We start from the raw sequence: 21046 nt of genomic DNA, 5'->3' as shown, positions 1-21046 counted from the left end.
CAGGCTTTCGTTCGCTGGTGCGTTCGCTCGTTCGGTGGGTCTATTTGACTGTGAAGCCCTGGCTCGTCGCGTAGTCGACGACCTGCTTCTGCCACTCGGAGAGAGCGTCGGTCAGGCTGGTCTTGTCGGTGAGCGCCTTGCCGAAGGTGGCGTTGTAGCTCTCGAACACCGGGTCCATGAAGGGCAGCCACTGGAAGTTCGGGTTGACCGTGGGGGAGATCTGGGCGAACAGCTTGTTGATCTGCTGGCCGCCGAAGAACTCGACGTCCTGGTCGGTGAAAGCCGGGTCGGCCAGGGTGGCGGTGGCGGCGGGGAACAGGAACTGCTTCGTGCCCATGGTCAGGCTCGATTCGGGGTCGCTGTTGATGAACTCGGCGAACTTCGCGGCAGCGATCGGGGCGGCGGAGGTGGAGATGACGGCGTTGGCGGAGCCGCCGACGCTGCCCGACTTGTGTTCGCCGGCGTTCCACTGGGGGAGCTCGGAGGCGGTCCACTTGCCGGTGGTGTCTGCTGCGGTGCCCTGCAGGAAGAGAGGACCCCAGGCCGCGGAGACCCATGAGGCGTAACGGCCGCTCGCGAGGCCCTGGTACCACTGGTCGGTGAAGTCGGGGTCGGTCGAGACCGTTCCCGCGTCGACCATGCTCTGCCAGTACTCGGCGACCTTCACCATCTCAGGGCTGTCGAGGTTGATCGAGACCGTCTTGTCGCCGTCGTAGGAGAAGGGCTGCGCGCCGCCCTGCCAGAAGAGCCCCATGGTGGCACTGGCGTTGCTCGGCGAGATGTTGGCGATGTACTGCGACGGGTTGGCGGCGTGGATGATCTCCGCGTCGGCTGCGAACTCGTCCCAGGTGGTGGGGGCGGGGATGCCGGCTGCTGCGAAGATGTCGTTGCGGTAGAGCAGGCCGAGGGGGCCGGTGTCCTGGGGGATGCCGTAGACGCCCTTGTCGGTGGCGACCTGGTCCCAGGCGAAGGTCGCGAACTGGTCCTTCACATCGGCTGCACCGTACGGGGTCAGGTCGACGAGGGAACCCTGGAGGATGAACGAGGGCATGTGGTGGTACTCGATCTGCGCGACATCCGGAGCACCGTTGCCGGCCTTGATCGCGCTGCGGAGCTTGGTGTAGTAGTCGGTTCCCGAGCCGGCGTCGACCAGGTCGACGGTGATGGCCGGGTACTTCTTCTCGAAGAGGTCGACCTCCTCCTGCAGCTTGTTGGAGGTCCAGAAGGTGATCGTGGTGGGGGTCGTCATCGCCTTGTCGATGTCGGCCTGCGACGTTGTCGCCGCCGGCGCGGAACTGGCTCCGGCGGAGCATCCGGTGAGGAGCAAGCCGAGAGCAACCGCTCCCGCGCCCAGCGTCATTGCTGTTCGTCGTGCAGATCGTGGCATGGGTATTCTTCCTTCGCTGAGGGACTCGGATGACCGCCGGAGGTTCGGCGGGTCTCGCTGTGTGGGTGGCCCACAGGGGTGCGGGCGGATGGGCGATTCAGAAGCCGCTGAGCTCGTGGACTTCGTTGTCGTGACTGTGTGGGCGACAAACTTTTACCGGTAACAGTTTGTCGTTGGAGCAAACATAAGCGACAGCATCCGAGAATGCAAGAGCGGCCGGAAAAAGTCGGGGCAGCCAGCGGAATGTCAGACCGGCGGGGCGGCGGCGGTCGACTGCCGCACCACCAGCGAGACCCGGGGCCGCTCCGGCAGCGGCGGCTCCGGGTCGTTCCTGATCATCGCCACAAGGCGTTCGACCGCCAGGCGACCCTGCTCGGCGAAGTCCAGCCGAACCGTCGTCAGCGGGGGGATCGTGAAACCCGATTCGGGAACATCGTCGAACGAGACCACGCTCAGCTGCTCCGGAACCCGGATGCCGGCCTCCGAGAACGCCCGCAGCGCCCCCATCGCCATCTGGTCGTTCGAGACGAAGACGGCGGTGATGCCGGCGTCGCGGGAAATCCTTGCGGCCGCCTCGAACCCCGACGCCGCCGTCCAGTCGCCGTACACGGGCTCGAACGCCGGCAGGCCGTGGTCGGCGACGTACCCGCGGTACGCCGCCAGGCGGTTGCGCGCAGAGATCCACTCCGGCGGGCCCGAGATGTGGAAGATGCGGCTGTGACCGAGCCCGACAAGATGATCGAGGGCGAGCCTCGTGCCGGTCGTGTTCAGAGTCTCTGTCGCCGCCGTGCCGTCGAAGAGCGGTTCAGAGTCGATGTAGACAGGGATTCGGTAGTCGACCGTCTGCAGGGCATCCACCAGCCGCTGTGTCGGAGCGAGCGCCAGGATCCCCGCGAGATGCTGCTGGTCGAGCAGCTCGATCGCGTGGGCGATGGAAGCGTCGTCGCGCGGATTGAGAGCGACGATGTCGAGCAGGTAACCCGCGGCCCGGGCCTGGTCGGCGGCGCCCTGCGCGATCTGGCTCGGCCCGAGCTCCTGCAACTCGTAGACCAGCGCACCCAACCGGTACGAGACGCTGGTCGCCAGGGCGCGGGCCGTCGGGTTCGGGCGATAGTCGAGTTCGGTGATCGCCGCTTCGATGCGGCTCCGGGTGAGCGGCCTGACGGTCTCGCCGTTCAGCATCCTCGAGACGCTCTGGTGGGAGACCCCGGCCGAGCGGGCGACGTCGTAGATCGTCGGCGCGCGTTGGCCGTGCTGCTTCGGGAGGGCCACCGTTCTCCACCTCCAGCTCTGCGATGCTCCGCTGAGCCCACCCTAGTGGCGAGACGGCTGCCGGGCCGCGCGGGGGGCATCGATCGCGGGTCGGTACGGCGCGGATCCGCAACGGAGGCCCGGCGGATCGGCAACGCGACCCCGGCGGATCCGCAACCAAGGCCCGGCGGATCCGCAACGCGGCCCCGGCGGATCCGCAACCAAGGCCCGGCGGATCCGGGGAATACGGCCATCCTGTGCGGGCCTCGACCCATCAGATTCACCACCGCAGAATGGCAGTCGAGCGCACTCTAAACAGGAGTGGGCAGGGTTCGCGTGGCGGACGGCGCACCGTTCCACAGAGACTCACCGTCCCACCCAGCAGGAAAGCCCACATCGACGGACAAACTGACGAAATTGCTGGCAGGAAACTTGCCGAGTTGAGTCTTGATGGTTCGAAACCAGTTCGAAGTGTTGTCATAGTTGCGGAGCGTGTAGGCGAGCACTGAAATCCATCCGTAGAGTTTTCGGCGGTGAGCCACATTCGAGAGATGGTGCAGATCCGGCTTGACCGTCAGTGGTGGAATCTTTGCGAGGGCGTGCGGAAGCTGACGGTTCCACAGTCGGTTGTGGTGCGCGCAATGGTTTCGGATCACGCCCAGTCCGACAAGCCATTGGTGGAACTGGCGCCCGTCAGACATGCCGAACCTCCTTGCGATCAGGTTCTGGTCATAGCGCTCCAAAAGGCTGTAGAGCCTGGCCAGACCTCCAAAGTCGAAAGTTTCAACCGCGATCCAAACCGGAACTTCGCCTTGATATTTGGCCCTCACGTGCCGAATGAAGTCTTCGCCACCCGCTCGGTCGATCAGTTTGCCGTATTCGTCGATCCAAAAGTCGAACATTGACGCGAACCTTGCGCGTACTCGATGCGGAGCTGGTTCGGCGCAAGCTCTTCCGTCCAGCGACGCCTGATCGGTGTGCCCAAAAGGATTTCTCTTGCCAAGCACATGGGCGATCTGAAATCGGAGCGCGAGCTCCAATGCAGCGATACCGTCGAACAGCTTGTCTCTGAGACCGTGGTCGAACCGAGCGAGTTCGGCGGCTTCCGACAGACGCGCTCCCGGAAGATAGTCGTCCGCCCTGAACTGGTAGGCCGAATCCTTCGGCTCGCTGGGCAGTAAGAGTCGCCGGAACGGGTAGGTGTAGGCCGTAAGCCGGTAGTAGCCGTAGTCGTGCAGAGCCTCGATTGAGGAGGCCTCCGGATCACAATCCAGACCCTGAGCACTCAGGTGGCGAACCTGATCGGAAAGACTGAGATGAGGCTTTGCGTAGATCGGCATGTCGTCAATTCACCTGAAAAGAAAACCGGCCCTTACCAGCTCGGAGCTGGAAGAGGGGCCGGTGTTTATGAATGAAGACTACCACGGCATGTTACAAGCATGTTTTAGAAAGCGGAGGAGCTCCTGATCAGGCGTTTCGACTGACATGCTTTCACCTGGCACTGGCGTTCATTCATCGCATGGCGGTCCCCCGGGCACATCACACCGGCGGGGCTCGCGGGGCCGAAAATCTCAAATGACTTTTCATAGTCTCGGAGCAGACAACCCTCGATGGACGGATCTGGTCGTCGCGACCGGCGTTCTTCCGGCGACAACCCCGCGCCCGCGCCGATCGGCCGGTGCGGTTCACGCGTAATCCGCCCGTCATGAGCGCGGAACGCGGGCGCGCGCCCGGTGCCGGATGATCGGCGCATGACTCTGCAGACCTCCCTGTTCACGGCGCACCCCTACGACGACATCACGCTCGAGACCCTCTTCGACCGGGGCGGCGGCAAGTGGGGGCGGTACGACCGGGACGTCATCTCGGCGTGCACGGTCGAGACCGACTTCCCTGTCGCGGGTGCCGTGCAGAGCCGCATCATGGAGATGGTCGAGGCGGGCCGAACCGGCTACGCGAACTTCCCGAAACCTCCGCTGCACCTGTTCGAGGCGTGGGCGGGCTTCTCCGACCGGCACTTCGGCTGGGCCCCGGATGCCGCGCTGTCGTTCTGCACCGACTACCCGACGAACGGGCTCTCGGAGGCGATGCGCGCATTACTCGAACCGGGCAGCGAGGTGGCGTACACGACGCCCGGCTTCGCCTCCGTCGTCGGCATCATCGAGCGCGCGGGCCTTGTCCCGCGTCAGATCAACCATGCCCTCCAGCTCGACCGGCCGGCCGAGTACATGGATCTCGACGTCATCGAGGCCGCCTTCGCCGACGGCGTGCGTGCCTTCGTGCTGATCAACCCGCACCACCCGCACGGCTTCGTGGCGAGCCGCGATCACCTCGCCGCCTTCGCCGCGCTCGCCGACCGCTACGGCGTTCGGGTCTTCGCTGACGAGGTGTTCGCGCCGTCGACCTTCCCGGGCGAGACGTTCACCCCGTTCGCCTCGCTCGACGCCGAGTCCGCCAGGCGGAGTGTCACCGTGACGACCGGCTCGAAGGTCTGGAATCTGCGGGCGTTCCCGGCGGCCATCCTGTACGCCGCCGACGAAGCGACGGCAGTCACGCTCCGCACGCCGGGAATGGATCGGGTCATGTCGCAGGCCAGTTTCGTCGGAACGGAGGCGCTCGTCACGGCGCTGACCTCGACCGACGGCTGGTTGGCCTCGTTCACGGCCTACCTGGACCGCAACGCGCGTTTCGTCGAGGAGGAGTTCCCGAAGCTGCTGCCGGGCATCCGTATTGCCCGGGCGGCATCGGGGTTCACCGTCTGGCTCGACCTCGGCGAGTTCGGGGTCGACGAGCCCACCCCGTACCTGATCGAGCACGCGAAGGTGGGGATGTCCCGGGGGCAGCACTTCGGACCGGAGGGTTTCCGTTGCGTGCGCCTGAACATCGGCACGCCCACCCATGTGCTCGCCGAGATCGGCAGCAGGATGGCCGCCGCTCTCTGATGGCGGCAGGCTGCGCGCGTCAGACGCGTGCACGCAGCGGCGTCTCCCGAATGGCGAGCGCCAGCACTGCCGCCGCGATGCCGATCGGGATGCTCACGGCGAACACCGCGCCGACGGCATCGGTGATGCCGGAGAGCACGGCGTCCCGGAGCGCCGGAGGCAGGGCGGCCACGTCCGAAGGCGCCGCCGAGAGGTAGTCGGTTCCGCTGCCGAGGCGCGAGACGAGAACCGCCGTGGTGATCGTGCCGAAGACCGCCGTGCCGAGGGTGGTTCCCATCGACCGGGTGAAGGCCAGGGTGGCGGTCGCGACTCCGAGCTGGTCGGGGCCGACCGCGTTCTGCACGACGAGCATCAGGACGGGGGTCGAGCATCCGATGCCCACCCCGAACAGCACGATGCCGATCACGTACGGCCAGACCGGGGCGTCGCCCGGCAACAGCGCGAGGAGCGCCGCCGAGGCCGCGAGGGTGAAGAGCCCGGCCACGAGCACCGCTTTGTAGCGGCCTGTGCGGCTGATGATGCGACCGCAGACCAGGTTCATCGCCATGAGGGAGAGTGACTGCGGGATGAACAGCAGCCCGGATTCCGCGGCGGAGAGACCTTTGACGGTCTGCAGCAGCAACGGGAAGTAGAGCGTGATGCCGGCTGTCGCGAGTCCGACGCAGAAGCCGGCGAGGGATGCCCGGCGGAAGTCCGGCAGACGGAACAGGCTGAGCGACATGATCGGCTCCCGGGCCACGAGCTGCCGCCAGAGGAACGCCCCGAGAAACAGAACGCCGCTGCCGAGCAGGGCGATGGTCACGGGGTCGGCGAGTCCGGCATCCGGTACCCGGAAGAGCCCGAGAACCAGCGGCACGACGAAAAGCAGCAGCAACACCGACCCCAGATAGTCGATCGAGTGCCGAACCCGCTGCTGCGGTGCCCCGCGCAGCACCCGCGAGGTCGAGATCATGGCGATCAGCCCGAGGGGGAGGTTCGCGAGAAAGATCCAGCGCCAGGAGAAGGCGTCTGTCACGATTCCGCCGACGCTCGGGCCGATGATGCTCATCAGGGCCACGACCACGCCGATGTACCCCTGGTACCGACCGCGTTCGCGGGGCGGCACGACGTCTCCGATCACGGTCTGCGCGAGACCGATGAGTCCGCCGCCACCGAGACCCTGGAGAGCCCGGGCGCCGATGAGTTCGGGCAGGTTCTGAGCGAGACCCGACCAGACCGAACCCACGATGAACAGGATGATCGCCAGCAGGAAGATGGGACGGCGCCCGAACACGTCGGAGAGCTTGCCGTACAGCGGGATGACGGCGGTCGTCGCGACGGCGTAGGCGATCACGATCCACGCGATCTGGCTCAGGCCGCCGAGGTCGCCGGCGATGGTCGGCAGCGCCGTGGCGACGACCATGCTGTCGAGCGACGACAGGGCCACGCCCATCATCAGGCCGAGAACGATGCGACGCTGTCTCTTCGGCGGGAGTGCGGGGGTGGTGTCGGGCGGACGGATGCTCATGCTGCGAGCGTGGTCGGTCGGCGTTTCGCCCGGGAACCGGCGCTGTTACGCCGCCTTTGCGCGTCTGGCCGACACCGCCGACCGGTGTGCTGGCCAGCGCGAGCGCGGGAGAGCGACGTCGGTCGGTGGCGAAAACGCGGGCCGCGAGCGATCAGCCGGCGTCTGGATGCTCGGGAGCGAGCCCGGCGACGAACGACGACCTGGCTCCCGCGTAGTGGGCCTGGGAGAGCAGCCGAGCCGCCCCGTCGACCCCGACCAGCACCTGTTCCCGCAGCAGGATCGGTGAACCGGGCGCGACGCGAAGCAACTGCGCGGTCTGTTCGTCGCAACCGATCGCCTCGACCGTCGTGTCGATACGCGCCAGGTCGATGCCGAAGGTCGCCCGGAAGTCGCTCTGCGCCGACCCGGAGACCTCCGGCCGCGCTCCCTCGGCCGGCTGTTCCGCCGAGCGGTAGACGGTGCGCACGGCGACAGGCTCACCCCCGGTGAGGAGGAGATGGGAGAGCACCCGCATCCGGCCGCCCGACACGATCCGCGCGGCCACCGGGCCGGGTGCAGGGTCGACACGGTCGTACAGAAGATGCTCGACGAGACCGGTGAAGCGGTCGCCCGTGAAGCTGTTCGGCACGCGCGTGACCACGGTGCCGCTCCTCTGGCGCCGTTCGACGAGACCCTCCTCGGCGAGCCAGGTGAATGCCTCCCGCACGGCGGTGCGGCTCGAAGAGAGCGAACGGATGACGTCGGCCTCGTCGATGCGGGTGCCGGAGGGCAGTGCCCCGCTGCGGATCGCCGAACGGACGGATTCGTAGGTGCGTGCGACGGTCGTGCTCGGATCGGGTCTCATGCTGCTTCCACACGGCGGTCGGGGAGAGAGGGGGGAGGCGAGGGTGGTGGGCCGGGCATCCGGCCCCCTTTCGATTCTGCCCTGTCGAACGGGTCGGGGCACGTGGAACGTCGTGGGAGCGATGCGCGTTTTCGCCTCGGCCGGATGCCCGATCAGGCCGCTGATCCGGGCATCCTCTCGTCGACGGTCGGCGCAAGCAGAAAGTTACGACAGCGACACATCCTCGACGCAAGGCTCGAGGATGCTTCTCAGCATGAACATCTATCGCGAGGTGGCCCTGACCCGGGAGGCAGGCTTCCGCACAGTGCGCGGGCCGATCCGTGAGCGGCAACCGCTGGCGATGTCGTCGCGGCGCGCCTACCTGCTGATCCGGTCGGCGATCCGCTCCGGCCAGTTCGATCTCGGCGAGCAGCTCGAGGAACGCCGGCTCGTCGACTCCCTGCACCTCAGCCGCACCGCGGTGCGCCTCGCGCTCGGCGAGTTGACCGCGGAGGGTGTGCTGGCGCGGCGTCCCCGGGTCGGAACGATCGTCTCGCGCCGGCCGACGTCGATCGCGCTGCCCGACGCGAGCGTGCCGCCGGGTGACCTCCGCCGGGTCAGTTCGGGGGAGCTCGCACTCGGGTGGCCCTTTGCCGGCCGCATCGATCTTCCCGGCGGGGTGGCGCGGGTGGTGGTCGACGTGATCCATGTCGACGGTGACCCCGTCGGTGTGCGCACCCTCTACACCGACGTCACGGTGGAGGAGCACGCGAACACCTCCTCAGGCCTGACGGTCGAGGCCGAGTTCGAGCGGCGGTACGGAGAGGCCCCGGCCCGCACCGAGTCGGCCAGCGAAGCGATCTCGTGCGACCACCGCGTCGGTGCGCTGCTCGGCCTCGCCGACGCCTTCTCCGCGGTGCTGCTGTGGCGGGAGACGGTGCTCTTCGGCCGCGACGGCGTGCCCCGCATGCTCTTCCACACCCAGTACCGCGGTGACCGCATCGCCTTCTCCAGCAGCGTCGCTGTGCCGAAGGCAGCCTGACGGTGCGCGTTCTGATTCTTCCCGACGCGGAGTCCGTTGCGGCGGCGGCCGCGGAGGTGATCCAGACGGAGATCGACAGGGCCGCGGTGCCCGGGCCGGCGGTTCCGGCGAACGCAGGCTTCACCCTGGGCGTCTCCACCGGGTCCACCCCGCTCGGCGTCTGGCGCGAGCTGGTGCGCCGTCACGACGACGAGGGCCTGTCGTTCGCGAACACCCGCGCCGTGACCTTGTACGAGTACGTCGGCGTGCCCGCTTCCGCTCCGGAGTCGTTCCGCTCGGTCATCCGTGAGCAGCTGCTCGACCCGGTCGGCATCCCGGAAGACAGGGTGGTGGGTCTCGACGGGAGCGCCCCGGATGTCGCCGCCGAAGCAGCGCGCTTCGAGACGGCCATCGCGGCTGCCGGGGGAGTCGACCTCCAAGTGCTCGGCATCGGGCCGAACGGCCATCTCGGTTTCAACGAGCCGACGTCGTCGCTCGGTTCCCGCACCCGCGCGAAGACCCTGCCGGATTCGGCGCGGGCCGGTTACCAGTCGATCTTCGGAAGCGTCGATCTCGTTCCGTTCCAGGTGCTGACGCAGGGCATCGCGACGATCATGGATGCCCGCCGGTTGCTGCTCCTCGGCCTCGGCGCGTCGCGGGCGGATGCCGTCAGGGCGGCGGTCGAAGGCGCGGTCTCCGCATTCTGGCCGGCGTCGGCTCTGCAACTGCACCCGCACGTCACGGTGCTCGTCGACGAAGAGGCGGCAGCAGGGCTCACCCACACGGACTACTACCGCGCCGTCGCAGCCAACGACTCGCGACGGGTTTCAGGAAGGCGCACACCATGACCACTCAACCACTCGGCCTGGGCTGGCTGACGACGTTCGCGGCACCGACAGGGCCGACGGGCCCGAACGCCGCGCGACCGGCCGCCGCCGACGACTGGGCCGACGGCAGCGCCCACGTCTCCCTCGCGCGCCAGCTCGAACGGGCAGGCTTCGACTTCGTGATCGTCGACGACGAGGCACCCGGCGACCGACCGGACGGCCGGCCCCGCACCGCCGCCGACGGCGAGGGAGCCCGGCACGACTCGTTCCCGCTCGTTGGGCTGCTCGGCTCGGTCACCTCGCGCCTCCGGATCGTGGGCTCGACCTCGACGGGCACGCTCGCCCCGTACCACGTGGCCCGCAGCCTCGCCACGCTCGACAATCTGCTCGGCGGCCGCGTCGGCTGGAACGCACGGCTCGAGAACGGTCCCGATGCTCTCGAGCGCGCGGTGGAGTTCAGCCAGGTCATGAAAGCCCTCTGGGCATCGTGGCAGCCCGGTTCGCTCGTGCTGGATGCCGAGGCCCCGCTCTTCGCGGACTTCACCAAGGTGCTGCCCATCGACCATCGGGGGAGGCACTTCGCCAGCCGGGGCCCGCTGAACGCCCTCCCGCCGGTGCGCACACCCCTGATCACGGTCACCCAGCAGACTCCGGATGCCCGCGCCTTCGCCGCACGGTGCGCCGACGTTCTCGTTCTCACCGCGGAGGCCGACGACCTCCCCGCACGCGTCGCCAACGTACGCCTGGCCGTGTCGGACTCCGGGCGCGACCCCGTTGAGCTCGAGGTGCTGCTCGGCGTGCATCCGGTGCTCGCAGACACCCGGGCCGACGCGGAGGCGCGGAGCGCGCGGGAAGCGGGCCACCCGGGTGTCGGCGCGGCGGTCCGCCTCGGGCTGGTGGGAACGCCCGCCGAGGTCGCGGAACGCCTGCACGCTCTGCGGGACGAAACGGGCAACGACGGATTCGTCATCGTGGGCCCGGCCGACCGGCGGTACGTCGCCGAGATCGCGGAGGGGCTGGTTCCCGCCCTCGACCGCCTCGCCGCAGCAGAACCCGTCGCTGCACTCGACCCGAAGGAGCCCCTCCATGTCTGACGACCGCTTCCACCTCGGTGCATTCACCTCCTTCAAGCCGCTCGACTGGCGCAGCGCCTTCAGTGGCGAGAACAAGCACCTGTGGGCAGACGGCTCCCTGTGGGTCGACATGGTCACCGAACTCGAGCGGGCGCACTTCGACTACGTGATGTTCGAGGATTCGGTGATGGTCTCCGACGCCTACGGCGGAACCTCCGAGGCCGACCTGCGGTACGGGATGTTCGCGCCGAAGAACGACCCGCTGATGCTCATCCCGATGATCGCGCACGCCACGTCGCACATCGGTCTGGTCACGACCGGATCCACCACCTTCTTCCCCCCTTACGAGCTCGCGCGCACGATCTCCACCCTCGACGGGCTCACCCGGGGTCGCTCCGGCTGGAACATCGTGACCTCGAGTGAGAACAGGGCCGCCCAGAACTACGGGCTGCCCGAGCTGCCGGAGCACGACGACCGGTACGCACGCGCCGACGACTATGTGGCGAACGTCACCCGGCTCTTCGGCTCGCCCGAAGAACTCGGCACGATGCCCTCCCGGCAGGGCAAACCGGTGTACTGCCAGGCCGGGAGTTCGCCGCGGGGCCGTGACTTCGCCGCGAAGCATGCGGACACGATCCTGGTGTCGGCGCACGGACTGCCCGCCATGAAGGCCTATCGCGACGACCTGCGCCAGCGCATCGAACGCGCCGGCCGCGACCCCGACAGCGTGAAGCTGCTCTTCGTCGTGATGCCGACCTTCGGCGACACCACCGCAGAGGCGGTCGCGAAGAAGAGCCGTGCATCCGCTCAGGTCGAGATCGCCCTCGGCGCGCTCTCGGCCATCACCGAGATCGACTTCTCGCTGTTCGACCTCGACGCACCGGTGCCGACGGAGCTGACGACGAACGGGCACCTCGGTTACCTGCAGGAGTTCATGCGCATGGGGGAGTCGATGACGACCCTGCGTGAGCTCGCCCAGCAGTGGGGGATCAGCTGCCTGGATCTCGTCGGGTCCCATGCCGACGTGGCCGACCGGATGTGCGAGGCGATGGAGTTCATCGGCGGCGACGGCTTCCTCATCGCGGGTATCGGCAACCGGCGCTACCTCAGCGAGGTCGTCGACGGTCTCGCGCCCGAGCTGGTCGCCCGGGGAGCGATGCGCACCGGGTACTCCTCGACGCTCCTGGCCGAGAACCTTCTCGAATTCTGATGCTCCCACGGCACAGGATGCTCGGCAGATTCGGTCGAGAAGATGCCGCTGACCAGCCTTTCTTGTCGGCGTAAACAGACTGTAACCCGCATGTCGTGCGACTGGAACGTCGCCACCGTAACGTCATTCCCACACCCCCCACCCAACCCGATGGATGGTACCCATGACCCGCTACCTCACCCGAAGATTCCTTCATGGTGTCGTCACGCTCGTCGCGCTCAGTGTCATCTCGTTCCTGCTGGTTCGACTGGCTCCCGGCGACGCGTCCGACCTGATCGGCGGAACCCAGGCCTCCCCCGAACAGCGGGCGGCCATCCGGGAGAGCCTCGGCCTCAACCAGCCCCTCATCACCCAGTACTGGAACTACCTCAGCAACGTCGTGCGGGGCGACTTCGGAACCACCATCGTCGGCAGCTCCCCGATCGGCCCGCTGCTCGCCAATGCGGCGGTTCCGACGCTCTGGCTCGCGGGGGCCTCCATCATCATGACGCTCGTCATCGCGATCACGCTCGGCATTCTGGCCTCCCGCAGGCCCGGCGGCTTCGTCGACGTCATCTCCGGCGGGTTGACCGTCGCGGGAATGGCCATGCCGAGCTTCTGGATCGGCATCATGCTGGTGGTCTTCATCGCCCTGCCGACCGGTCTCTTCCCGATCGGTGGCTGGCCGGCCGACACGGGCGCCCGGCTGAATGCGATCATCCTTCCGGCCTTCGCTCTGTCGCTCACGATCATCCCCGTTCTGCTGAAGAGCCTGCGCTCGTCGCTCATCTCCATCGGGGACTCCGACTATGTGCACGTCTCGCGGAGCCTCGGAAACCAGGGGTTCGGGCTTCTGACGAAGACGCTCTTCCGCAACGCCGTCATCCCGATGATCCCTCTTGCCGCGTCGATGATGGCCTACCTCTTCGGCGGAACGGTGATCATCGAGACGACATTCGGGCTGCCGGGTCTCGGCCAGATGCTCGTGCAGGGCACGAAGTCGAGGGATGCCAACATCGTGCTCGGCGTCGTGCTGATCATCGGGGTGCTGGTGGTGCTCTCGAACATCGTCGCCGATGTGGTGCGGGGCCTCCTCGACCCGAGAGTGAGGCTCGCATGAACGCCATCGCAGCGTCGCCCGCCGGCCGCGCCGTCGCCCGGAGTGCCCGTCTTCCTCGCACGAAGCTGTCCCCGGCCACGAAGCGCGTCATCGTCGGCAGCTCCCTCGCTGCGCTCATACTGCTGCTGGGCATCCTGAGCCCGGTGCTCACCCCCTACGACCCGAACGCCCAGGCCCTCACCTCGAGGCTGCTCGCCCCGTCTGCAGCCCACCTGTTCGGCACGGACTCGTTCGGGCGTGATGTCTTCACCCGCACGCTCGCGTCGGCGACCATCGACATTCCGCTCGCACTGGCCGCGACCATCGGGCCGGCGATCATCGGCACCGTGCTCGGCGCCCTCTCCGGGTATGTGGGCGGCATCCTCGACTCCTTCGTGATGCGCCTCTGCGACGTGCTGCAGGCATTCCCCACCTATGTGTTCTTCCTCGTCATGGTGTTCGCGACAGGTGGCGGCGTCTCGGCCTACCTCGTCGGGGCCGCGGTCATCTTCTGGGTGCCGTTCGCCCGGCTGGTGCGCTCGGAGGTCATGCTGATCAAAGAACTCGACTACGTGCGGGCCGCCCGCAGCCTCGGTTACTCGAAGTTCCGGCAGCTGTTCCGGCACATCGTGCCGAACGCCATCCCGCAGGTGATCGTGTTCTCCGCCTCGCAGATGGTCTTCTGCCTGCTCGGCCTCGCGGGCCTCTCGTTCCTCGGGGTGGGCGTGCCTGCACCCACCGCCGAATGGGGTGCGATGATCGCCGACGGCCAGCAGTACATCCGCACGGCCTGGTGGATCTCCACCCTTCCTGGCCTCTTCATCCTCGTCGTGGGAATCGCGTTCTCGGTTCTCAGCGACGGGCTCGACCAAAGGAACAGGCGATGACCGCACTCAGCGAACCCCTCGTGCGCCGGGCACCGGATGCTCCTTCGGCCGGACTCCGCGTCGACGACCTGCATGTCGCGATCTCCCGCGGGCACAGCATCATCGACGCCGTCACCGGGGTGACCTTCGACCTCGAACGCGGCGAGACGCTCGGCATCGTCGGTGAGTCCGGCAGCGGCAAGAGTCTCACCCTGCGGGCGGCGATGGGCGCCCTGCCCCGCGGTGCAGAGATCAGTGGTGGCGACATCCTCGTCGACGGCGATGTCATGAAGCCCGATCAGCGTCGCCCACACGTCGCGATGATCTTCCAGGATCCGCTCGGCGCTCTGAACCCCACCCGGCGCGTCGGCCGGCAGATCATGGATGCCGCGCTGTCGCGGGAGGGTGTGACGAAGAAGCAGGCGGCGGAGCGTGCGCTCCAGCTGCTGAAGGACGTCGGGATCTCCGACGCCGCCCGCCGTATGCGCATGTGGCCGCACGAACTCTCGGGCGGCCTCCGCCAGCGCATCATGATCGCCATGGCGCTCGCCACCGACCCCGAGGTGCTGCTCTGCGACGAGCCGACGACGGCGCTCGACGTCACCGTGCAGGACCAGATCCTCGGGCTGCTCGACCAGATCCGCCGGGAGCGGAACGTCGCGCTCGTCTTCGTGACCCACGACCTGGCGGTCGTCGCGAACCTCTGCCAGCGCATCGCGGTGATGTACGCGGGCGAGATCGTCGAGGTGGGTCCGGCCGCCGAGGTGCTGACGTCGCCGAAGCACCCGTACACACGGGCACTGCTCGACGCGTCGATCACCGCGGAGGTGAGGCCGTTCCGGCCCATCCCGGGGCTGCCGCCCGACCCGACGACGTTCACCGACACCTGCCGGTTCGCGGCGCGGTGCGGGTTCGCCACCGATTCCTGCCGCACGGTGCCCACCACTCTGGGCGTGGGCGCGCATGTGTCGAACTGCATCCGTGAGAGCGAACTGGCCCTCGAGACCGAAGGGGTGGCCGCATGAGCGACGAGCTTCTCGCCCTGCGGGAGCGGGTCGAGACCCCTCTCGCCGACGTCGTCCTGCGGGCCGACGACCTCGTCGTGCGTTTTCCGATCAAACAGGCGGGACGCGGACTCCGGTCGCACACTGCGCACCTGACCGCCGTCTCGCATGTGAGTTTCGCGGTCAGCCGCGGCGAGTCCCTCGGCATCGTCGGAGAGTCGGGGTGCGGCAAGTCCACGCTGGCGGCTGCCCTGATCGGCCTGCAGGACCTCACCTCCGGCACGGTCTCGCTCGACGGGCGGCCCGTCGGTCGCACCCGGAGCCGCGAGGACTCCCGCCGCGTGCAGATGGTCTTCCAGGACCCGATGTCGTCGCTGAATCCACGGATGACCGTGGGCCAGACCATCGAAGAGGTGCTGGTCTTCCACCGTCGTGTTCCCCGCTCCCGCGTGAAAGCGCGAAGTCTCGAACTGCTGGCGCTGGTCGAACTGCCGCCGAGTGTGCTCACGCGCTACCCCGGGTCGCTCTCGGGCGGCCAGCGGCAGCGTGTCGGCATCGTCAGGGCGCTCGCCGCCGATCCCGAGGTGCTCGTGCTCGACGAGGCTGTCGCGGCTCTCGACGTGAGCGTGCAGGCCTCCGTTCTCGGCCTCCTGCAGAGGCTCAAGGCCGAGCTCGGGCTCACCATGGTCTTCATTTCGCACGACCTGTCTGTCGTGCGCAACATCTGCGACCGGGTGGCCGTGATGTACCTCGGTGAGATCGTCGAGGAGGCGACCTCCGATGCGGTGTTCACCGCTCCGCAGCATCCCTACACGGCCGCTCTGCTTCGCGCAGCCCCCGAACTCCACCATCTCAGGCGACCCGGCTCGAACGCCCTCACCGGGGAACCCCCGAGCCCCATCGATCCACCGTCGGGCTGCCGTTTCCATCCGCGGTGCCCGATCGCCAGGGACGAGTGCCGCACCACAGTGCCGCCCCGGGTCGTGTCCGCCGACGGCGACGTCGTCTGCCTCTTCCCGCTCGGCCGGGCCCCGGAGGACGTTCTCCTGGCGGGCTGACCCCTGGCGATCATCCACCCGTCCTCCTGCCCCCCATACCCACACAGTCCACACCCCTCACCCTCACCTCATCACAGGACACACGCGCCACGCGTGTCTCCGGCGCGCCCCGAAAGGACGTCTCAACCGTGACAGCAAACAAGTTCCACCTCGGCTGGTTTCTCGGCGGGTACTACCCGCAGGCCTGGAACGTCGCCTTCGGCGGCGACAACGGCAAGGACTGGATGTCTCCCGACCGCTGGATCGAATTCACCCGCACACTCGAGACGGCCTGTTTCGACTTCATGGTCTGCGAGGACTCGTCCTGGGTGCCCCGCGCGTTCGGCGGTTCGACGGACTACTACGTGGAACACGGCTACTCCGTGCCGAAACAGGACCCGGGAGTGCTGACGACCCTGATCATGGCCGGCACCTCGAAGATCGGTGTCGTCCCGACCCTCTCGACCGGCGAATGGCAGCCCTACCCCGTCGCCCGCATGGTGGGCACGATGGACCAGATCTCCAAGGGCCGGGCCGGCTGGAACGTCGTGACCGGCAGCTCCGACCTCGCCGTGCAGAACTACGGCCGCGACGCCATCTACCCGCACGACGAGCGCTACGAGCGGGCCGACGAGTTCGTCGACGTGGTGTTCAAGCTCTGGGACTCGTGGGAACCGGACTCCATCGTCATGGACAAGGAGAACGACCGGTTCGCCGACCCGGCGAAGGTGCACACCCTCGACCACGACGGCGAGTACTTCAAATCCCGTGGCCCCCTCGTCTCGGGGCCCACACCGCAGGGGCGCCCGGTCATCGTGCAGGCCGGCGGATCTGCTCGGGGCCGCGAGTTCGCGGCGAAGAACGCCGACGTCATCATCGCCAGCTGCACCACGATCGAGCAGGCGAAGGCCTACCGCGAAGACGTGCGCCGGCTCGCGATCGAGAACGGCCGCGGTGCCGACGCCGTGAAGGTGCTGTTCGTCGTGCATCCGATCGTCGCGGAGACCGACGAGCTCGCCGAGCAGCGCATCGAGGACATCCGCGAAGCGGCCCGCCGTGACCCTGCCAATGTCTTCGCCGGCATCGGGTACGTCACCGAGGTCGACTTCTCCGGTCTCGACCCCGACGCCATGATGGACGAGGCCACCAAGGGCATGAAGACGACGGGCAACCAGTCGTCGCTCGACGACTACCTGAACCTCGGGCGGGGCCTGACGGTGCGCGAGTTCGCGGCGAAGGTGGCCTGGACGAGGCGCATGGACGTGATCGGCAGCGTGAAGACCTGCGCCGACACGATGGAACACATCATGGACGAGGTCGGCGGCGACGGCTTCCTCTTCCTGCTGCCCACCATGACCCGCAAGGCCGTGGCCGAGATCACCGATGGTCTCATCCCCGAGCTGCAGCGCCGCGGCCTGACCCGCACCGAGTACTCGAACGAGCACTTCCGCGACAATCTGTTCGCGTTCTGACGCCCCACCGCGCCCCCCGATTTACACCCGCACGACGACCACCTGCACCCGGCTCCACCTTCCGCACCACACACCCTGAAAGGTTCACCGTGAAGAAACGTACAGGCTTCATCGCGGCGGCCGTGGCAGTCGCCGCGACCGTCGTCATCACCGGCTGCTCCGCCGGTTCATCCACGACGGCGACCAGCACCGACTCGGGCTCCGGCCCCGTGGTCATCGCCCGCGCCAACCCCTCGAGCACCTTCGACGGCGACCTGGCCGGCTGCCAGCAGACCGGACCCCTGGTCTACGACTCCCTGCTGCGGTTCCAGCAGGACTCGAAGGCCGCTCCGGTCGACGGTTTCGCCTCCGGGCTCGAGCCGGGCCTCGCCGACACCTACACCTACGACCCAGCCGCCCTCACCTACACCGTGCACATCCGCGAGGCGGCGAAGTTCAGCAACGGCAACCCGGTCACGGCCGACGACATCGTCTGGGACCTCGGGGTCTGGAAGGCGGGAACCGGTTCGGGCGGGTACTACACGAACATCCTGTCGGCCGAGGCGCCCGACACCCAGACGGTGGTCTTCCACCTGGGCGTGCCGGACTCGTTCTTCGCCTACCAGCTCACCTGGTGCAACGGCCCCATCTACCCGAAGGACTACGCCGGAATGACGAAGGAGGCCTACCTGCAGGCCCCCATCGGCGCGGGACCCTACAAGGTCACCTCCGCCACCGACATCGGTGGCGCGGCCGAGAAGCTCGTGTTCGAGAAGAACCCGAACTACTGGCGTGCGAGCGAGGGCTACCCCAAGGCCTCCAGCGTCACCATCGAGGCGATCGCCGACGCGAACCAGCGCCTGCTGCAGTTCCAGAACGGCGCGGTGAACATCATCACCGATCCCGACGATGCCCAGCGCGCCCAGGTGTCGGCCGACCAGGTCGTCACGGCGGTTCCGGATCGGGTCAAGGGCTACCTGATCAATGCCGCCCTGCCGCAGTTCAGCGACGTGACCGTGCGCGAGGCCATCTCTCTCGCGATCAACCGTGAGGACATCGCGTCGCTCACCGGAGGTGGCGCCCTTGCGGCCAAGAGCGCCAACTCGATCAACATGCCCGACGAGGTGCAGCCGACGAACCCGTACCAGTACGACGTCGCCAAGGCGAAGAGCCTCCTCGCCGCTGCGGGAGTCACGACGCTGAGCGTGGACTACCTCTACAACGCGGCCGACACCGTCGCCACGGCGACGGCCCAGGTCATGCAGTCGAACCTCGCGGAGGTCGGCATCACGCTGAACCTCAAGGCGTCAGACCAGGCCGGCGTGATCAGTGCGCTGTCGAGCGGCAACTACCAGATGGGTGCGGTCGACGACTGGGGCACCTCGCCCACCAACATGGACCCGCTCTCGCCGGTTCCTGTGGCCTACTGGCCGTGGACGGGCCTTGACCCGAGCGGTGTTGCAGCGGACCTGCTCGCTGCGAAGTCGGCCGTCACGCTCGACGACCGCCAGACGGCCTTGAAGAAGATCATCGACGCGATGAACGACCAGTTCAACTTCGTCGGCGTCATCAACGTGGCCTCGCAGTACGCCGTCCAGAACGTCTCGGGCTTCGTCCCGAACATCTACACGGCCTGGAACTTCGACACCTTCGCCGGCACGAAGTAGGGCGCCGCGCCCCTCTGCACCACCGTGGGCGGGGTACCGGCCGGTTCGCACCGGTCGGTACCCCGCTTTCCTCGTTCGTTCAGGCACGATCCGTTACCTTTGACTACGGGACACTTCTCGTCACGTCGATCATGAAGGGGAGAGCATGCAGGAGTCCGATCCCATCGACCTCGTGGTGCCGCACGAACTCGCCGCCCAGAAGTCGAGCCTCCGCGCGTACGTCGCGATCCGGTCCGCGATGCGGGAGGGCGTGATGCGTGCCCTCGACATCGACGACCGCGCCCTCTCCCGTTCGCTCAACTTCACGCGGAGCGCCATCCGCTCAGCGCTGACGACGCTCAGCAGCGAGGGATTCATCCAGCGCAAGCAGCGCGTGGGAACCACCTTCGACGCCGCTCTCTTCGACTCCAACGACGATCGTGCCGTCAACGCCCGGGACGGCGGCGCAGGGCAGGTCCGCATCGTGACGACCGCGATGGAGACCGTCATCGCGCCTCCCTGGGTGCGCGAATGTCTCGGCATCGAGGGCAAGTACGCCCTGCTCTACGAATGCATGTCGATGATGGGCGACGAACCGATCTCGGTGCAGCTGAACTACTACCCGCCGGACTTCGATTCGGTGGCGCTGTTCAGCAGGGGGTTGGAGATCGACGAGGACGACTCCTACGAGACGCTCGCCGAGCGGTTCAGAGCCCTGCTCGGACAGGACATGGGCCGCGTCTCGACCGCCATCGAGGCCGTGGCCTGTGACGCCCAGGTGGCCACGCTGCTGAATGTCGCCGAGGGAGCACCGATCCTGCTGCGCGAATACCACCTGCGGGATGTGAACGACCGGGTGCTGGTGCTGTCGTACAGCTATGCGCGCGGCGACCGGGTGACGGTGCGCACGGAGTCGCACGCGTCCTGACGCGCGGCCGACTGGCCGGGCCTTCAGACCGCGACCCACCCGCCGTCGACGGGGATGGTCACGCCGCAGATGTTCGCGGCGCCGGGGCCGGCGAGGAAGACCGCGACGGCCGCGACGTCTTCGGGGGTGCTGAACTTCTGCGTCGGCGTGAACGGCAGCTGCGGGGCGACGTTCTCGTAGACGTCGTTGACGGCGTCGGTGAGCACCGTGCCCGGGGCGATGGTGTTCGTGTTGATGCCGAGAGACGCATACTCCGCCGTCCAGCCCAGCGTCATGCCGTGCACAGCCGCCTTCACGGCCGTATAGAACGAGCCACCGGGTTTGCCGATGATGCCCATGACAGACCCCATGTTGATGATGCGCCCCGAGCCCTGGGCGATCATCCAGGGCAGGCAGGCCGCGGTGACGAGAAAGGTGCCCTTGACGCTGCCGAGCAGTGCCGAATCCATCAGCGACTCGGGGGTCTCCACCGTCGACATGGCGGAGACGATGTTGTACGACGCGTTGTTGACGAGGATGTCGACGCCCCGGCCGGTGCGGTCCTGGATCGCGGCGACCAGGGCGTCGATGCCGGCCTTTCCGTCATTCAGGTCGGCACGCACGAAGAATGCCGTGCCGCCGTCGGCCGTGATGCCGTCGACCACCGCGCGTCCCCGCTCCTCCGATCGGCCTGTCACGACGACGGATGCCCCCTCCGCGGCCATGGCCCGCGCAATGGCACGGCCTATCCCGCTCGTGGAGCCCGTCACCAGGGCCTGCTTTCCGGCCAGCGAACCTGACATCCGGTACTCCTTGCGTCGTCGCAGGTTCGATGCAACCCGCCGGACTGACGCTATGTGCCGAATGCGACAGGAGGATTACGGCCGCGGGTCGGGCGTATTGCGCGCATCCGAGTGGCGCAACAGCGTGTCACATCGGTGAAACGGGAGAGAAAGTGAACGCCCCTGCGGTTCCCTCTTTTCGGTTTGCAGAAGATTCGGGAATCTTCTGGTGGCGAA

General features: G+C 67.6%; 18 protein-coding genes. 12 read left to right on the top strand and 6 right to left on the bottom strand.

The genetic code is table 11. The annotated features are described in order from the left end of the window. Positions 1–40: 40 nt before the first annotated feature. The 3 genes from FB464_RS12085 to FB464_RS12075 all read right to left on the bottom strand — a co-directional run bounded on the left by FB464_RS12085 (position 41) and on the right by FB464_RS12075 (position 3978). A complete protein-coding gene (locus FB464_RS12085) occupies positions 41–1387 on the bottom strand; it encodes an ABC transporter substrate-binding protein (RefSeq protein ID WP_246093040.1) in 1347 nt (448 codons plus the stop codon). A gap of 246 nt (positions 1388–1633) precedes the next feature. Continuing rightward, positions 1634–2659 (bottom strand): LacI family DNA-binding transcriptional regulator, encoded by a 1026-nt coding sequence (locus FB464_RS12080; protein ID WP_116413641.1) that lies wholly within the window; start codon positions 2657–2659, stop codon positions 1634–1636. A gap of 290 nt (positions 2660–2949) precedes the next feature. Continuing rightward, a complete protein-coding gene (locus FB464_RS12075) occupies positions 2950–3978 on the bottom strand; it encodes an Abi family protein (protein WP_116413642.1) in 1029 nt (342 codons plus the stop codon). 411 nt (positions 3979–4389) lie between these two features. Between FB464_RS12075 and FB464_RS12070 the strand changes: the two genes are divergently transcribed. Further along, a complete protein-coding gene (locus FB464_RS12070) occupies positions 4390–5577 on the top strand; it encodes an aminotransferase class I/II-fold pyridoxal phosphate-dependent enzyme (RefSeq protein WP_116413643.1) in 1188 nt (395 codons plus the stop codon). Between the two features lie 19 nt (positions 5578–5596). On the opposite strand, the gene FB464_RS12065 is transcribed toward FB464_RS12070, so the two are convergent. After that, positions 5597–7084, bottom strand: a complete 1488-nt coding sequence (locus tag FB464_RS12065; RefSeq protein ID WP_116413644.1) for an MDR family MFS transporter — start codon at positions 7082–7084, stop codon at positions 5597–5599. A 151-nt stretch (positions 7085–7235) separates the two neighbouring features. Next, a complete protein-coding gene (locus FB464_RS12060; protein ID WP_116413645.1) occupies positions 7236–7928 on the bottom strand; it encodes a GntR family transcriptional regulator in 693 nt (230 codons plus the stop codon). A gap of 253 nt (positions 7929–8181) precedes the next feature. Between FB464_RS12060 and FB464_RS12055 the strand changes: the two genes are divergently transcribed. The 11 genes from FB464_RS12055 (at position 8182) to FB464_RS12005 (ending at position 20048) form a co-directional block, all read left to right on the top strand. Continuing rightward, a complete protein-coding gene (locus FB464_RS12055) occupies positions 8182–8949 on the top strand; it encodes a GntR family transcriptional regulator (RefSeq protein ID WP_170151845.1) in 768 nt (255 codons plus the stop codon). A gap of 2 nt (positions 8950–8951) precedes the next feature. Beyond that, the gene (locus tag FB464_RS12050) at positions 8952–9776 is read left to right on the top strand and encodes a glucosamine-6-phosphate deaminase (RefSeq protein WP_116413647.1); all 825 of its coding nucleotides are present in this window, start codon (positions 8952–8954) and stop codon (positions 9774–9776) included. Further along, entirely contained in the window at positions 9773–10849 is a 1077-nt protein-coding gene (locus FB464_RS12045) for an LLM class flavin-dependent oxidoreductase (RefSeq protein ID WP_116413648.1), read from the top strand. The genes FB464_RS12050 and FB464_RS12045 overlap by 4 nt, the downstream gene beginning before the upstream one ends. Continuing rightward, positions 10842–12038, top strand: a complete 1197-nt coding sequence (locus tag FB464_RS12040) for an LLM class flavin-dependent oxidoreductase (protein WP_116413649.1) — start codon at positions 10842–10844, stop codon at positions 12036–12038. The genes FB464_RS12045 and FB464_RS12040 overlap by 8 nt, the downstream gene beginning before the upstream one ends. A gap of 163 nt (positions 12039–12201) precedes the next feature. Beyond that, positions 12202–13137: an ABC transporter permease gene (locus FB464_RS12035; RefSeq protein WP_170151846.1), complete on the top strand. Its 936-nt coding sequence runs from the start codon at positions 12202–12204 to the stop codon at positions 13135–13137. After that, positions 13134–14003 carry an ABC transporter permease gene (locus FB464_RS12030; RefSeq protein ID WP_116413651.1) on the top strand — a complete coding sequence of 290 codons (870 nt, stop codon included), beginning with the start codon at positions 13134–13136 and terminating at the stop codon, positions 14001–14003. Before FB464_RS12035 ends, FB464_RS12030 begins: the two co-directional genes overlap by 4 nt. Continuing rightward, the gene (locus FB464_RS12025) at positions 14000–15007 is read left to right on the top strand and encodes an ABC transporter ATP-binding protein (RefSeq protein ID WP_116413652.1); all 1008 of its coding nucleotides are present in this window, start codon (positions 14000–14002) and stop codon (positions 15005–15007) included. Before FB464_RS12030 ends, FB464_RS12025 begins: the two co-directional genes overlap by 4 nt. Beyond that, positions 15004–16044: an ABC transporter ATP-binding protein gene (locus tag FB464_RS12020; protein WP_116413653.1), complete on the top strand. Its 1041-nt coding sequence runs from the start codon at positions 15004–15006 to the stop codon at positions 16042–16044. Before FB464_RS12025 ends, FB464_RS12020 begins: the two co-directional genes overlap by 4 nt. A gap of 128 nt (positions 16045–16172) precedes the next feature. Continuing rightward, entirely contained in the window at positions 16173–17495 is a 1323-nt protein-coding gene (locus FB464_RS12015; protein WP_116413654.1) for an NtaA/DmoA family FMN-dependent monooxygenase, read from the top strand. 89 nt (positions 17496–17584) lie between these two features. Next, the gene (locus FB464_RS12010; protein WP_170151847.1) at positions 17585–19141 is read left to right on the top strand and encodes an ABC transporter substrate-binding protein; all 1557 of its coding nucleotides are present in this window, start codon (positions 17585–17587) and stop codon (positions 19139–19141) included. A 145-nt stretch (positions 19142–19286) separates the two neighbouring features. Beyond that, positions 19287–20048, top strand: a complete 762-nt coding sequence (locus FB464_RS12005; protein WP_116413656.1) for a GntR family transcriptional regulator — start codon at positions 19287–19289, stop codon at positions 20046–20048. A gap of 23 nt (positions 20049–20071) precedes the next feature. On the opposite strand, the gene FB464_RS12000 is transcribed toward FB464_RS12005, so the two are convergent. Next, complete coding sequence (locus FB464_RS12000) at positions 20072–20830, bottom strand: SDR family NAD(P)-dependent oxidoreductase (protein ID WP_116413657.1); 759 nt, start codon at positions 20828–20830, stop codon at positions 20072–20074. Positions 20831–21046 lie beyond the last annotated feature (216 nt).

It is taken from the genome of Subtercola boreus, from assembly GCF_006716115.1.
Classification (GTDB): domain Bacteria; phylum Actinomycetota; class Actinomycetes; order Actinomycetales; family Microbacteriaceae; genus Subtercola; species Subtercola boreus.
Note: the sequence above shows the minus strand (reverse complement) of the source record. Positions and strands in the feature narration are given on the sequence as shown.

What these genes read in the sequence shown, in the direction of transcription:
- FB464_RS12065 (WP_116413644.1), bottom strand. Translation starts at nt 7,084, where the DNA reads ATGAGCATCCGTCCGCCCGACACCACCCCCGCACTCCCGCCGAAGAGA.
- FB464_RS12025 (WP_116413652.1), top strand. Translation starts at nt 14,000, where the DNA reads ATGACCGCACTCAGCGAACCCCTCGTGCGCCGGGCACCGGATGCTCCT.
- FB464_RS12020 (WP_116413653.1), top strand. Translation starts at nt 15,004, where the DNA reads ATGAGCGACGAGCTTCTCGCCCTGCGGGAGCGGGTCGAGACCCCTCTC.
- FB464_RS12000 (WP_116413657.1), bottom strand. Translation starts at nt 20,830, where the DNA reads ATGTCAGGTTCGCTGGCCGGAAAGCAGGCCCTGGTGACGGGCTCCACG.
- FB464_RS12075 (WP_116413642.1), bottom strand. Translation starts at nt 3,978, where the DNA reads ATGCCGATCTACGCAAAGCCTCATCTCAGTCTTTCCGATCAGGTTCGC.
- FB464_RS12005 (WP_116413656.1), top strand. Translation starts at nt 19,287, where the DNA reads ATGCAGGAGTCCGATCCCATCGACCTCGTGGTGCCGCACGAACTCGCC.
- FB464_RS12060 (WP_116413645.1), bottom strand. Translation starts at nt 7,928, where the DNA reads ATGAGACCCGATCCGAGCACGACCGTCGCACGCACCTACGAATCCGTC.
- FB464_RS12030 (WP_116413651.1), top strand. Translation starts at nt 13,134, where the DNA reads ATGAACGCCATCGCAGCGTCGCCCGCCGGCCGCGCCGTCGCCCGGAGT.
- FB464_RS12055 (WP_170151845.1), top strand. Translation starts at nt 8,182, where the DNA reads ATGAACATCTATCGCGAGGTGGCCCTGACCCGGGAGGCAGGCTTCCGC.
- FB464_RS12040 (WP_116413649.1), top strand. Translation starts at nt 10,842, where the DNA reads ATGTCTGACGACCGCTTCCACCTCGGTGCATTCACCTCCTTCAAGCCG.
- FB464_RS12085 (WP_246093040.1), bottom strand. Translation starts at nt 1,387, where the DNA reads ATGCCACGATCTGCACGACGAACAGCAATGACGCTGGGCGCGGGAGCG.
- FB464_RS12035 (WP_170151846.1), top strand. Translation starts at nt 12,202, where the DNA reads ATGACCCGCTACCTCACCCGAAGATTCCTTCATGGTGTCGTCACGCTC.
- FB464_RS12070 (WP_116413643.1), top strand. Translation starts at nt 4,390, where the DNA reads ATGACTCTGCAGACCTCCCTGTTCACGGCGCACCCCTACGACGACATC.
- FB464_RS12045 (WP_116413648.1), top strand. Translation starts at nt 9,773, where the DNA reads ATGACCACTCAACCACTCGGCCTGGGCTGGCTGACGACGTTCGCGGCA.